Raw genomic sequence first — 14,122 nt, forward strand, 5'->3', positions numbered from 1 at the left:
TTGTATCGAGATAAAGGGACGCACGGAAGATCACACGCGTAGAGTGGTCGGCAGCGTCAGAGGTGGAGAAGTGACGGCGGGGGCGGTGGCGGTAGAGTGAGTCCGGGTGGGTTTGGCCCCACCGAGTCCATGAGCAATAAGCCGATTACCGAAGGCTCAAAGTATTACAACTACAAACCGGACAATAGTAACCCCGGGAAAAAGCCGAGCAATATCTGGAGCGGCTTCAGCCAGGGCGATGATGGCAACTGCATTACCGTTTCGGCGATAAAGGCCGCCATGATGCGGTACGGCCAGAAACCTACGGACATCTTCAAGGAGGTGAAGGAGACGGCCAACGGCTATGAAGTGACCATGCGCGATGGGGTCAAGGTGTCTTTTACCAATGACGAATTGAAGCAGGCGGCCACACACGCTCGTTTCAAGGGTGACGACCCTCAGATGTTGACCGATGCCAACTTCCTGTATGCCGCAAGTGCCAAGCGCGCGCAGATGGAAAACAACGACGGCACGGCCGGACGCAGTTTCACGGCTGCGATGGACAGCCTCAACGATGGTGAGTACTCCCGCGAGGGGTTGGATCGTTTGGGCCTAAAGGGGCTTTACCGGCCGGCGACCGATGCTGACTTGAGAAACAGCAAGGTGGGAACCGTGGAATATAATGGCCACTCAATGGCCGTGATTGATGGCCGCATCGAGTTGTGGGGGCGGCGAGGCGGTGTACCTCAGTCGGGTCTGGCGACTGTGTTGATTTAGCCTGGGCCGGGTTTTTTGCCAGGCAAAAAAAGCCCCCGATACACCACTGGGCATATCGAGGGCTTTTTAGCCTAGGGAGTTAAACCCAGGGCGGGCTCAGCTTATTGGCAAGCTTCGCAATCCGGCTCGTCAATCGCGCAGGCCTTTGGCACTGGTGCCGGGCCGGCTGGAGCAGCGAGTACCGAATCGTCACCGTGGTTGCCGCTGGATACAGCGTTCAGCTTACCGGTGTTGATGGTCGACTTCTCGGTGCTGGTCGCGGCCAGGGCACGGAGGTAGTACGTGGTTTTCAGGCCACGGTACCAAGCCATGCGGTAGGTCACGTCGAGTTTCTTGCCCGAAGCGCCGGCGATGTACAGGTTCAGGGACTGGGCCTGGTCGATCCACTTCTGACGACGGCTGGCGGCGTCAACGATCCACTTGGTGTCCACTTCGAAGGCGGTCGCGTAGAGCTCTTTGAGTTCTTGCGGGATGCGCTCGATCTGCTGCACGGAACCGTCGTAGTACTTCAGGTCGTTGATCATTACCGAGTCCCACAGGTCGCGGGCTTTCAGGTCGCGGACGAGGTACGGGTTGATCACGGTGAATTCGCCCGACAGGTTCGATTTCACATACAGGTTCTGGTAGGTCGGTTCGATCGACTGCGATACGCCGGTGATGTTGGCGATGGTCGCGGTCGGTGCGATGGCCATGATGTTGGAGTTACGAATGCCTTTCTGCACACGGGCACGTACCGGTGCCCAGTCCAGGGATTCGTTCAGGTCAACGTCGATGTACTTCTGGCCACGCTGCTCGATCAGGATCTGTTGCGAGTCCAGCGGCAGGATGCCCTTGGACCACAGCGAACCCTGGAACGTCTCGTAGGCGCCGCGCTCGTCGGCCAGGTCGCAGGAAGCCTGGATCGCGTAGTAGCTGACCGCTTCCATGGACTTGTCGGCGAACTCGACCGCAGCATCCGAACCGTAAGGAATGTGCTGCAGGTACAGCGCGTCCTGGAAGCCCATGATCCCCAGGCCGACCGGACGGTGCTTGAAGTTGGAGTTCTGCGCCTGTGGCACCGAGTAGTAGTTGATGTCGATCACGTTATCGAGCATGCGTACGGCGGTGTTGACGGTGCGTTCCAGCTTGGCGGTGTCCAGCTTGCCGTTGACGATGTGGTTCGGCAGGTTGATCGAGCCCAGGTTGCAGACGGCGATCTCGTCCTTGTTGGTGTTCAAGGTGATCTCGGTGCACAGGTTCGAGCTGTGGACCACGCCCACGTGCTGCTGCGGGCTGCGCAGGTTGCACGGGTCTTTGAAGGTCAACCATGGGTGGCCGGTTTCGAACAGCATCGACAGCATCTTGCGCCACAGGTCTTTGGCCTGGATGGTCTTGAACAGCTTGATCTTGCCTGGGTACTGGGACAGGGCTTCGTAGTACTCGTAACGCTCTTCGAAGGCCTTGCCGGTCAGGTCGTGCAGGTCCGGCACTTCGGATGGCGAGAACAGGGTCCACGGGCCGTCATCGAAGACGCGCTTCATGAACAGGTCAGGGATCCAGTTGGCGGTGTTCATGTCGTGGGTACGACGACGATCATCACCGGTGTTCTTGCGCAGCTCGATGAACTCTTCAATGTCCATGTGCCAGGTTTCCAGGTAGGCACATACCGCGCCTTTGCGCTTGCCACCCTGGTTCACTGCGACGGCGGTGTCGTTCACTACCTTGAGGAACGGCACGACGCCCTGGGACTTGCCGTTGGTGCCCTTGATGTACGAACCCAGTGCACGCACCGGCGTCCAGTCGTTGCCCAGGCCGCCAGCGAATTTGGACAGCATGGCGTTGTCGTGGATCGCGTGGTAGATGCCCGACAGGTCATCCGGCACGGTGGTCAGGTAGCAGCTCGACAGCTGTGGACGCAGGGTACCGGCGTTGAACAGGGTTGGGGTCGACGACATGTAGTCGAAGGACGACAACAGGTTGTAGAACTCGATGGCACGGTCTTCTTTGTTCTTCTCTTCGATCGCCAGGCCCATGGCCACGCGCATGAAGAACACTTGCGGCAGTTCGAAGCGGATCCCGTCCTTGTGGATGAAGTAACGGTCGTACAGGGTTTGCAGGCCCAGGTAGGTGAACTGCTGGTCACGCTCGTGGTTGATCGCCTTGCCGAGTTTTTCCAGGTCGAAGGTGGCCAGGATCGGGTTGAGCAATTCGAACTCGATACCCTTGGCGATGTAGGCAGGCAGGGCCTTGGCGTACAGGTCGGCCATTTCGTGGTGGGTCGCGCTCTCGGCGACTTTCAGGAAGCCCAGGCCTTCGGCACGCAGGGTGTCCATCAGCAGGCGGGCGGTGACGAACGAGTAGTTCGGCTCACGCTCGACCAGGGTACGGGCGGTCATCACCAGGGCGGTGTTGACGTCGGTCAGGGCCACGCCGTCGTACAGGTTCTTCAGGGTTTCACGCTGGATCAGGTCGCCGTCGACTTCTTCCAGGCCTTCGCAGGCTTCGGTGATGATGGTGTTCAGGCGGCCCAGGTCCAGCGGCGCGAACGAACCATCAGCCAGGGTGATGCGGATCGACGGGTGAGCTTGCACGGCTTCGGCGGACGGCGCGTGTACGGCACGCTCCTTGGCGCGCGAATCACGGTAGATCACGTAGTCGCGGGCCACTTTCTGCTCGCCGGCACGCATCAGGGCCAGTTCGACCTGGTCCTGGATTTCTTCGATGTGGATGGTGCCGCCCGAGGGCATGCGACGCTTGAAGGTCGCGGTGACTTGTTCGGTCAGGCGGGCAACGGTGTCGTGGATACGCGACGAAGCGGCAGCGGTGCCGCCTTCAACTGCAAGAAACGCTTTGGTGATGGCGACGGTGATTTTGTCATCGGTATAAGGAACGACAGTGCCGTTACGCTTGATCACGCGCAATTGGCCGGGCGCGGTGGCGGACAGATCCATATTCGAATCAGCGGCCTGCGGCACGGAGCCTTGCGGGTTCTCGCGAGTTGTGTCGGTTTGCATGGGGGGGGGGTCTCCACATTCTATATTTATTTGGGCACCATCACGGTGCCCACCGTTCCGTCCTGAAGCACTTACAACAGGCCTTGGCCTGGCATAACAACCTCGGGACAGGAGGAAGGGAGCTGTTCGCGCCGCTTCCATGCCGAAGTCTTCGGTTCCGAGCCTTAAGCTCTTTGCCGTATTCCTGAGTGGGTGTTGCTTGTATTGCAACACCCGTACCGCTTTCTCCCATTCGGGGTTGGAAAACAGCAGCCATCCGCGTGCGCGGTTTGGGCTTTCGAAAAAGGTTTAAGTTCCACCAAACAGGAGCAAGAAAGGGCTTGAGTTTCTTGTCTGATTTGTGTTTGGTCTTTTCGCTTGAAACCCTACATGTAGGGTTTTTTTAGCGACGAGGTACAAGATAATGCGTTTTGGAAGGCTTAGCAACGCACTACCTGTGGATAACGCTGTGGGTAAAATGTGTATGAAAGGTGGAACCGCCGTGTAGGCCGCAGTACTGCTGCATCGCACCGTTTGTCACCGAATATGCCAAGCCGAGAACACCCGCTTGGATTTTTGCGGGCGCGAACCCTATCACAAAAAAAGGCGATCACCGAATGCATTTCCTGGCTTGTGTTTGAGGGCGGGGCCATGGCTACAATCGGCCTTCATTCCTACACGATTATGCCCTTTGTGCATGACAAATTAGGTACGGCTGGCGAAGATCAAAATAGGGGGGGCTGGCTTGCCCGCTGCCACATTTGAATCTGCGCAGTCCTGACAGATCGCTTATAAAAACGAGGACCACCCGTGGAGCAAGAAGCCTGGCAGGTATTGATTGTCGAGGATGACCAGCGTCTGGCTGAGTTGACCCGTGACTACCTGGAAAGCCACGGCCTGCGGGTCTCGATAGAGGGCGACGGGGCCCAGGCGGTGGCGCGGATAATTGCCGAGCAGCCGGACCTGGTGATCCTCGACCTGATGCTGCCCGGCGAAGACGGCCTGAGCATCTGCCGCAAGGTGCGCGAGCGCTACGACGGGGTGATCCTGATGCTTACCGCGCGAACCGACGACATGGACCAGGTCCTGGGCCTGGACATGGGCGCCGACGACTATGTGTGTAAGCCGGTGCGCCCGCGCCTGCTGTTGGCGCGGATCCAGGCCTTGCTGCGGCGCAGCGAAAGCCCCGAGCCCGCCGTCCCGGAAAAGCAGCGGCGCCTGCAGTTCGGCCCGCTGGTGGTGGACAACGCCCTGCGCGAAGCCTGGCTGCACGACGGCGGCATCGAGCTGACCAGCGCCGAATTCGACCTGCTGTGGTTATTGGTGGCCAATGCCGGACGTATCCTGTCCCGCGAAGAAATCTTCACCGCCCTGCGCGGCATCGGCTACGACGGCCAGGACCGCTCCATTGACGTGCGCATCTCGCGGATCCGCCCGAAAATCGGCGACGACCCCATCCACCCGCGCCTGATCAAGACCATTCGCAGCAAAGGCTACCTGTTCGTCCCCGAAGCTGCTGCCGATATGCTGCCGTGAACTCGATCTTCCTGCGCATCTACGGCGGCATGTGCGCGGCGCTGATCCTGGTGGCGCTGCTCGGCGTCCTGGCCCTGCACCTGCTCAATGAGGTGCGCAGCGGCCAGTACCGCGAACGCCTGGCCCACGGCACCTTTGCCCTGATGGGCGACAACCTGCAACCGATGAGCAGTATCGAGCGCCAGCGCGCCCTGGCGGTGTGGGAGCGGTTACTGGGGATTCCCTTGCAATTGCAGGCGGTGGCGGATGCCCAGCTGGACCTGAGCCAGCGCAATCGCCTGCAACGCGGCCAGGTCCTGGTGGAGCAGACCGGACCCCATGCGGCGCGGGTCTTGCGCCTGGTCAGTGAGAAAGAGGAACTGCTGCTCAGCGGCGAAGTGCAGCAGATCAGCGAGCAATTGGCCCGGGCCACCATTTATTTGCTGGCCGACGAACTGGTGCGGTTTCCGGTGGCCGAGCAGCCGCAACGCTTGGCTGACTTGAAAGAGGCCAAGGGCTTCGGCTTTGAAATGCACCTGCTGAAGCTGGACGAAGCCGACATGGACGAGGACCAGCGGCGTCGCGTGGCCGAAGGCGACACGGTGATGGCCCTGGGCAAGGGGGGGGACTCGATCCGCGTGTTTGCCGGCATGGTCGGCACGCCATGGGTTCTGGAAATCGGCCCGCTGTACCAAATGAACCCTTATCCGGCGCAATGGCTGGTGCTGATTGCCCTGATCGGCCTGACCCTGATCGGCCTGATCGTGTACTTGCTGGTGCGTCAACTGGAGCGCCGCCTGCGTGGCTTGGAGGCGGCCGCCACGCGCATCGCCAAAGGCAACCTGGAAGCCCGGGTGCCGGCGCGCGGGGCTGACTCGGTAGGGCGTCTGGCGGCGGCCTTCAATGGCATGGCCGAGCACTTGCAGCGCCTGCTGGCGATCCAGCGCGAACTGGTGCGCGCGGTGTCCCATGAACTGCGTACGCCGGTGGCGCGCCTGCGTTTTGGCCTGGAGATGATCGGCGACGCCGCCACGCCCGAAGCCCGGCGTAAATATATGGAAGGCATGGACAGCGATATCCAGGACCTCGACGGCCTGGTGGATGAGATGCTGACCTATGCGCGCCTGGAGCAGGGTTCGCCGGCCCTGAGTTTCCAGCGGGTCGACCTGAGTGCCTTGCTCGATCAGGTGATCGAGGAACTGGCGCCGCTGCGGCCGGGGATCGAAGTGGCGCGGGGGGTGTGCCTGTCATCGGCCCATCTGGACGCTGCCTGGGTCGATGCCGAGCCGCGCTACCTGCACCGCGCCCTGCAAAACCTGGTGAGCAATGCCATGCGCCATGCCCAGTCGCGGGTGCTGATCAGCTACCAGGTGGGCCAGGTGCGATGCCGTATCGACGTCGAAGACGATGGCCCAGGGGTTCCGGAAAGTGCCTGGGAGCGGATCTTTACCCCATTCCTGCGCCTGGATGACAGCCGCACCCGCGCCTCGGGCGGGCATGGCCTGGGCTTGTCGATTGTGCGGCGGATTATCTACTGGCACGGCGGGCGGGCGTTGATCAGCAAGAGCAACAACCTGGGGGGCGCCTGCTTCAGCCTGAGTTGGCCTCGGGACCAGGACAAAACTTGAGCCTGCGGTAGCTATCTATCAGGCGCCGATAGCCACCAAACTCAACAACTGCCCCTCGTGCACCACAAACTGCGCCTCCAGCTCCTTGCCATAACACCACTCACTGGACAGGTCCGTCAGCAACCGCAGGCGCAGCGAGCCCGCCTCAGACCACTCCAGCACCTCGGCATGCTCAAAATAGAAGCGCTTCTGCACGATCGGGTAGAGCGCCTTGAACAGGCTCTCCTTGGCCGAAAACGTCAGCGTCACCCATTGCGCAATCTGCTCTCGTGGCCCGGCGGCCATGCGTTGCAGTTCATCCGGGGTGAGGATTTCCCCGGCCAGGCGCTCGGCCCGTTCAAGGGACAGCAGGTTTTCCAGGTCCATGCCCAGCCCGCGCCATTGCGACTTATGCCCGACGATGGCCGCGGCATGCCCGGTGCTGTGGGTGATCGAACCGCTGATATGGCCTGGCCATATCGGGGCGCGGTCCTCGCCGATGGCGGGGATGCAGTCCAGGCCTTCGAGCTGTTGCAAGGCGGCGCGGGCACACAGTCTGCCGGCGAGAAACTCGGCCTGGCGCTTGGCCACCGAGCGCTGGATACTGGCCGGTGGCGGCACGGCGCAGCGCTGGAAGTCGCCGGCTTCAAGCAATTTAGGCTCGAAGCGGGTGCTCAGGAACACCGTGCCGGACAACGTGTCGGGCAGCGGCCAATGGTCATCAAGTGGGGTGCAGCAGGCGGGTATCGGGTTCATGCCGGCTATTCTGCACGGGGCGGCACATACCTGGGTAGCCCGCCGGTTCAGACTGTGTTCAGTTCAACGGCCGTAAACTGCGCAAGCATACCTTCAGGGCCGCTATCATGTTTCCCTGCAGGACAGTGGATTGGCCTTGGAGAGTGTTATGAAATTGCTGGTTGTCGAAGATGAGGCGTTGTTGCGCCATCACCTGTTGACCCGTCTTGGCGACAGCGGCCACGTGGTCGAAGCCGTGGCTAACGCCGAAGAAGCGCTGTACCAGACCGGGCAATTCAATCATGACCTGGCGATCATCGACCTGGGCCTGCCAGGCATGGGCGGCCTGGACCTGATCCGTCAACTGCGGGCCCAGGCCAAGACCTTCCCGATCCTGATCCTCACGGCACGCGGCAACTGGCAGGACAAGGTCGAAGGCCTGGCCGCCGGGGCTGACGACTATGTGGTCAAGCCGTTCCAGTTCGAAGAGCTGGAAGCGCGGATGAACGCACTGCTGCGCCGCTCTAGCGGTTTTACCCAATCGACCATCGTCGCCGGCCCGTTGCTGCTGGACCTCAACCGCAAACAGGCGTCCCTCGACGAGCAGCCCCTGGCGCTGACGGCCTATGAGTACCGGATCCTTGAATACCTGATGCGCCACCACCAACAAGTGGTGGCCAAGGATCGGTTGATGGAACAGCTCTATCCCGATGACGACGAGCGCGATCCGAATGTGATCGAAGTGCTGGTCGGCCGCCTGCGTCGCAAGCTCGAGGCCCCGGCCGGGTTCAAGCCCATCGACACCGTGCGCGGCCTGGGCTACCTGTTTAACGAGCGCTGCCGTTGATCCGTTCGCTCCGTGTGCGCCTGATGCTGGCGGCCACCACCCTGGCCGTGTTGTTCATGCTGGGGCTGTTGCCGGCGATGCAGGGCGCGTTCAGCCTGGCGTTGCAGGATTCCATCGAGCAGCGGCTGGCGTCGGATGTGACCACGCTGATTTCTGCCGCGCGGGTCGATAACAACCGCTTGCTGATGCCGGCACAGTTGCCCGATGAGCGCTTCAACCTGACCGACAGTCGCCTGCTGGGCTACATCTATGACCGCGAAGGCCATCTGGTCTGGCGTTCGCGGGCCACCAGGGAAGAAAACATCAACTACCGCCCGCGCTACGACGGGCGCGGCAGCGAGTTTGCGAAGATTCGCGAGGCCAATGGCCAGGAATTCTTCGTGTATGACGTCGAGGTCAAGCTGCTGGGGGGCAAGAGCGCGGCGTTCAGTATCGTTGCCCTGCAACCGGTGCGCGAATACCAGGTGACCCTTGAGGGGCTGCGGGAAAACCTCTACCTGGGCTTCGGCGCCGCCTTGCTGGTGTTGTTGAGCCTGTTGTGGATCGGCCTGACCTGGGGCTTGCAAGCCTTGCGCCGGCTCAGCCAGGAGTTGGATGAAATCGAAGGCGGCACCCGCGAAAGCCTCAGCGAGCAACACCCACGGGAGCTGCTGCGCCTGACCGGCTCCCTCAACCGCCTGCTGCACAGCGAGCGCGAGCAGCGCACCCGTTACCGCGACTCCCTGGATGACCTGGCCCACAGCCTGAAAACCCCGCTGGCGGTATTGCAGGGCGTGAGTGAAGACATGGCCCAGCGCCCCCAGGACCTTGAGCAGGCGCGGGTGCTGCAGTCGCAGATCGAGCGCATGAGCCAACAGATCAGCTACCAGTTACAGCGTGCCAGCCTGCGCAAAAGTGGCCTGGTGCGTCACCAGGTGCGCCTGCGCCCGGTGTTGCAGAGCCTGTGCGACACCCTGGACAAGGTCTACCGCGACAAGCGGGTGCGGGTGTCTTTTGCGTTGCCGGAGCAATGCGATGTGCCCATCGAGCAGGGCGCTTTGCTGGAATTGCTTGGCAACCTGCTGGAAAACGCCTACCGCCTGTGCCTGAGCGAGGTGCGCGTGACCCTGGATGAAAGTGCCGATGGCGTGCGCTTGTGCATCGAAGACGATGGCCCCGGCGTGCCACCCGACCAGCGCGCGCGGATCCTGCAGCGCGGCGAACGCCTGGATCGCCAGCATCCAGGGCAGGGGATCGGGTTGGCGGTGGTCAAGGACATTATTGAAAGCTATGGCGCGCGGTTGACCCTGGGGGACTCGCCTTTAGGGGGGGCGGCGTTCAGGATTCATTTTCCGGCGCTGTGACCTTTATTGATTCGCCGGCCCCATCGCAGGCAAGCCAGCTCCCACATTTAACTGTGTTCACACATCAAAATGTGGGAGCTGGCTTGCCTGCGATGGCGCCCGACCAAACACTACATCTTCAACTCTCCTGCGCCCGATAAGCCCCCGGCGTCACCCCCGTCCACTTCTTGAACGCCCGATGAAACGCCGACGGCTCGGAAAACCCCAGTTGCTCGGCAATTTCCTGCAACGACAAATCCGCCCGCCCCAGATGAAAAATCGCAATATCGCGGCGCAATTCATCCTTGAGTGCCTGGAAACTGGTGCCTTCCTCCCGTAAATGCCGGCGCAGGGTCTGCGGGCTGATGTGCAGGTGCTGCGCCACGGCTTCCAGGTCTGGCCAGGGTGTGCGGTCGCGGCTTAGCAGGCGACGTAGCTGGCTGCTCAGGCTGTCGCCTTCGTCTGGCCGGGACAGCAGGTCGGCGGGGGAGCGTTCGAGGAAGTGTTTGAGGGTGCGCTCATCCTGCAACAGCGGCAGGTTCAGGTAGCGGCTGGGGAACACCAGGCTGCTGCTGGCCGCGCTGAACACCAGGGGGCAAGGGAACAGCAGGTCGTATTCGCTGGCATGGGCCGGCATCGGGTAGCTGAAGGTCGCTTGCTCGAGGCGGATACGCTGGCCAATCAGCCAACTGCCGAGGCGATGCCAGATCACCAGCAGGGACTCGCTCAAAAAGTGATCCGGATCCCACAGGTGCGAGTCATCCAGGCTCAGGCGTGCCATGTCGCCTTCACGGCTCAACCGCCAGCGCGGCCCCTGGGGGAACAGGCTGTAGAACAACAATCCGCGCTCCAGCGCCTTCTCCAGGGTGCGGCAATGAATCAATGCGTGGCACATCATGGCGAAAGTCCCGCGCTTGCTCGGTCCATCGGCAAAGCCCAGGTACTCGTCATCCAGCGCCTGCCACAACCGCTGCAACAGCTGCGTGAATTGCTCTGGCGCGATGCGCGCACGGGGTTCTGCCAGCAGTTCCGGGGCAATCCCCAGCTGCTGCAACAGGCTCGAGTAATCGTAGCCGGCCCGGCGCGCGCCGCCCAGGGCAGCGCGGGCGTAATGACTGGCGATGGTGCGTTCGCGCATGCAGGGGCCTCGTCCATTGAGTGGCCGATGGTAGCCATCGCGCCTGGGGCGGACAAGGCGGATATCCGCCAAATTGTAGGACGAGATTGGAGTGATGGGCGGATATCCGCCACCTGACTCAACCAAGAATGCTGCCGATGCACAGCCGACAGGCCCATGGTTTGTGGGCTCCAGGGCTTTTGCGGAAAGTGGCACGCCGTTTGCGATAAGGAATACAGATCTGCCAGCCAGCAGCTCGCCAAAACAAATCCCTCCAGTGCAGGAGGGTTCGCAATTCAAGTGTCGTGGGCAATGGCGGATATTTGCCCCACGGGACTCTTGAGGAAACTTTGCAATGACGACTCGTCAGCCGTTCTACAAAACCCTGTATTTCCAGGTAATCGTTGCCATCGTTATCGGTATCCTGCTCGGTCACTTCTACCCGCAGACCGGTGTGGCCCTCAAGCCATTGGGTGACGGCTTTATCAAGCTGATCAAAATGGTCATCGCCCCGATCATCTTCTGTACCGTTGTCAGCGGCATCGCCGGCATGCAGAGCATGAAGTCGGTGGGCAAGACCGGCGGCTACGCGCTGCTGTACTTCGAAATCGTCTCCACCATCGCCCTGCTGATCGGCCTGGTGGTGGTCAACGTAGTGCAGCCAGGCGCTGGCATGCACATCGACGTTGCGACCCTGGACGCTTCGAAAGTCGCAGCCTACGTCACTGCCGGTAAAGACCAGAGCATCGTCGGCTTTATCCTCAACGTGATCCCCAACACCATCGTCGGCGCCTTCGCCAACGGCGATATCCTGCAAGTGCTGATGTTCTCGGTGATCTTCGGTTTCGCCCTGCATCGCCTGGGTGCCTACGGCAAGCCGGTGCTGGACTTCATTGATCGCTTCGCCCACGTGATGTTCAACATCATCAACATGATCATGAAGCTCGCGCCGATCGGTGCCCTGGGCGCCATGGCGTTCACCATCGGTGCCTACGGTGTTGGCTCGCTGGTGCAACTGGGCCAGTTGATGATCTGCTTCTACATCACCTGCATCCTGTTCGTGCTGGTAGTCCTGGGTGGCATCTGCCGCGCCCACGGCTTCAGCGTCCTGAAACTGGTGCGCTACATCCGTGAAGAGCTGCTGATCGTACTCGGGACTTCCTCCTCCGAGTCCGCACTGCCACGCATGCTGATCAAGATGGAACGCCTGGGTGCGAAGAAGTCGGTGGTGGGCCTGGTTATTCCGACTGGCTACTCCTTCAACCTCGACGGTACTTCGATCTACCTGACCATGGCTGCCGTGTTCATCGCCCAGGCGACTGACACCCACATGGACATCACCCACCAGATCACCCTGCTGCTGGTGCTGCTGCTGTCCTCCAAAGGCGCTGCTGGCGTGACCGGTAGTGGTTTCATCGTACTGGCCGCAACCCTGTCGGCGGTTGGCCACTTGCCGGTTGCCGGCCTGGCGCTGATCCTCGGTATCGACCGCTTCATGTCCGAAGCCCGTGCCCTGACCAACCTGGTCGGTAACGCCGTAGCGACCATCGTTGTGGCCAAGTGGGTCAAGGAACTGGACACCGACAAGCTGCAAAGCGAGCTGGCTTCCGGCGGTACCGGTATCTCCGAAACCCGCGAACTGGATGACCTGGGCGTGGCCGAAGGCCCGGCACCAGCGCTTAAGTAAACGCTGACGCAGTACTGAAAAACCCATCTTCGGATGGGTTTTTTTATGGGCGTACGAGCACAACGGTCACTGTCGATGATGCTTACGGTGATTGCCGCTGCCGCGCAAGATTGCCTACTCTGTGTTCCATCGAATCGGAATCGGAGCTCCCATGTCAGGCCCCTTGGCGTCCCTCAAAGTGCTGGATTTCTCGACCTTGCTGCCGGGGCCTTTTGCTTCGCTGCTGTTGGCAGACATGGGCGCCGAGGTACTGCGCATCGAATCCCCCACGCGCATGGACCTGCTGCGGGTGTTGCCGCCCCACGACCGTGGCGTGTCGGCCAGCCATGCCTACCTCAACCGCAACAAGCGCAGCCTGGCCCTGGACCTCAAGCAGCCCGAGGCGCTGGAGATCGTGCGGCAACTGGTGGCGGAGTACGACATCGTGCTGGAGCAGTTCCGCCCTGGGGTCATGGAGCGCCTGGGGTTGGGGTATGAAGCGTTGAAGGCGATCAACCCGAAGCTGATCTATGTGTCCATCACCGGCTATGGCCAGACCGGCCCCTACAAGGACCGCGCCGGGCATGACATCAATTACCTGGCTTTGTCCGGCGTCGCCAGCTACACCGGGCGCCAGGACAGCGGCCCAGTGCCCCTGGGTGTGCAATTGGCGGATGTGGGCGGCGGCTCGTTGCATGCCGTGGTCGGCCTGCTCGCGGCGGTGATTGCGCGTCAGCACAGTGGGCTGGGGCAGTACCTGGATGTGAGCATGACCGACTGCGCCTTCAGCCTCAACGCCATGGCCGGCGCGGCTTACCTGGCGTGTGGCGTGGAGCCTGGGCGCGAAGACCAGGTGCTCAATGGCGGCAGCTTCTACGATTACTACCGCTCGCGGGACGGGCGCTGGCTGTCGGTGGGTAGCCTGGAGCCGGGGTTTATGCAGCAATTGTGTACTGCGCTGGGGCGTCCGGAGCTGGCGGCCCAGGGCTTGTCGCCCAAGCCCGAACAGCAAAAGGCCCTCAAGCAGGCGCTGCAAGTGGAGTTTGAGCGGCACAGCTTCGAGGAGCTGTGTGCGTTGTTTGCCGGGGTCGATGCTTGCGTCGAGCCGGTGCTCAGTCTGGGCGAAGCCCTGCAGCATCCGCAGTTGCAGGCCCGCGAGTTGGTGAGCCAGGTGCCCCGCGGGGATGGCTCGTTCCAGGCGCAGATGGCCTGCCCGCTGAAGTTTTCCGAAGGGGTGCCGGAGCCGAGGCATATCGGGGCTGCGGTGGGGGCGCACAGTGATCAGGTGCTGGGGGAGTTGGGTTTCAGTACTCAGCGGATAGCCGAGCTGCGGGGGGCCAAGGTGGTGGGGTAGTGGCTGTTCGGGCCCCATCGCGGGCATGGGTATCTAGACAACTCTTTTATCTAGTGCTGATTGGGTTTGTGTACATATCCGTTGCTGCGGTTACGGCGGCTATTGGTTCCGCCCTTACGGCGGCTCACTTTGGAGAAGCGCCAAAGTAAGCAAAGCGCTCTTGCCCCACCACTCGGTGCCTCGCCTAGGCTCGGCATGCCCGCAGTCAGGCATTGCTCCGTGGGCCCGCCG

9 protein-coding genes and 1 pseudogene are annotated in these 14,122 nt (G+C 61.7%); 7 read left to right on the top strand and 3 right to left on the bottom strand.

Annotation, left to right across the window (positions count from 1 at the left end; translation table 11 throughout):
* Positions 1–75: 75 nt before the first annotated feature.
* Positions 76–756: pseudogene (locus tag JFT44_RS28360) on the top strand (hypothetical protein); the annotation flags it as partial.
* Between the two features lie 101 nt (positions 757–857).
* Here the strand turns inward: JFT44_RS28360 and JFT44_RS28365 are convergent.
* Positions 858–3,749 carry a ribonucleoside-diphosphate reductase subunit alpha gene (locus JFT44_RS28365; RefSeq protein WP_057960426.1) on the bottom strand — a complete coding sequence of 964 codons (2,892 nt, stop codon included), beginning with the start codon at positions 3,747–3,749 and terminating at the stop codon, positions 858–860.
* A gap of 789 nt (positions 3,750–4,538) precedes the next feature.
* Here JFT44_RS28365 and JFT44_RS28370 point away from each other — a divergent pair.
* On the top strand, positions 4,539–5,264 hold the full coding sequence (locus tag JFT44_RS28370) for a response regulator (RefSeq protein ID WP_057960425.1): 726 nt from the start codon (positions 4,539–4,541) through the stop codon (positions 5,262–5,264).
* The gene (locus JFT44_RS28375) at positions 5,261–6,871 is read left to right on the top strand and encodes an ATP-binding protein (RefSeq protein WP_198831479.1); all 1,611 of its coding nucleotides are present in this window, start codon (positions 5,261–5,263) and stop codon (positions 6,869–6,871) included. Before JFT44_RS28370 ends, JFT44_RS28375 begins: the two co-directional genes overlap by 4 nt.
* An 18-nt stretch (positions 6,872–6,889) precedes the next feature.
* On the opposite strand, the gene JFT44_RS28380 is transcribed toward JFT44_RS28375, so the two are convergent.
* Complete coding sequence (locus JFT44_RS28380) at positions 6,890–7,606, bottom strand: 4'-phosphopantetheinyl transferase (protein WP_198831480.1); 717 nt, start codon at positions 7,604–7,606, stop codon at positions 6,890–6,892.
* Positions 7,607–7,754: 148 nt separating this feature from the next.
* Here JFT44_RS28380 and JFT44_RS28385 point away from each other — a divergent pair, with 148 nt between their 5' ends.
* Both JFT44_RS28385 and JFT44_RS28390 read left to right on the top strand, forming a co-directional pair.
* A complete protein-coding gene (locus JFT44_RS28385; RefSeq protein WP_057960423.1) occupies positions 7,755–8,432 on the top strand; it encodes a response regulator transcription factor in 678 nt (225 codons plus the stop codon).
* Positions 8,429–9,775 (top strand): ATP-binding protein, encoded by a 1,347-nt coding sequence (locus tag JFT44_RS28390; protein WP_120733926.1) that lies wholly within the window; start codon positions 8,429–8,431, stop codon positions 9,773–9,775. Before JFT44_RS28385 ends, JFT44_RS28390 begins: the two co-directional genes overlap by 4 nt.
* A gap of 118 nt (positions 9,776–9,893) precedes the next feature.
* Here JFT44_RS28390 and JFT44_RS28395 read toward each other — a convergent pair whose 3' ends face one another.
* A complete protein-coding gene (locus JFT44_RS28395) occupies positions 9,894–10,892 on the bottom strand; it encodes an AraC family transcriptional regulator (RefSeq protein ID WP_057960421.1) in 999 nt (332 codons plus the stop codon).
* A 334-nt stretch (positions 10,893–11,226) separates the two neighbouring features.
* Between JFT44_RS28395 and JFT44_RS28400 the strand changes: the two genes are divergently transcribed.
* Both JFT44_RS28400 and JFT44_RS28405 read left to right on the top strand, forming a co-directional pair.
* Entirely contained in the window at positions 11,227–12,558 is a 1,332-nt protein-coding gene (locus tag JFT44_RS28400) for a dicarboxylate/amino acid:cation symporter (RefSeq protein WP_057439678.1), read from the top strand.
* 151 nt (positions 12,559–12,709) lie between these two features.
* Positions 12,710–13,891 carry a CaiB/BaiF CoA-transferase family protein gene (locus tag JFT44_RS28405; protein WP_057439677.1) on the top strand — a complete coding sequence of 394 codons (1,182 nt, stop codon included), beginning with the start codon at positions 12,710–12,712 and terminating at the stop codon, positions 13,889–13,891.
* The last annotated feature ends 231 nt before the right edge of the window (positions 13,892–14,122 follow it).

It is taken from the genome of Pseudomonas sp. MF5691, from assembly GCF_016405645.1.
GTDB lineage: Bacteria > Pseudomonadota > Gammaproteobacteria > Pseudomonadales > Pseudomonadaceae > Aquipseudomonas > Aquipseudomonas shahriarae.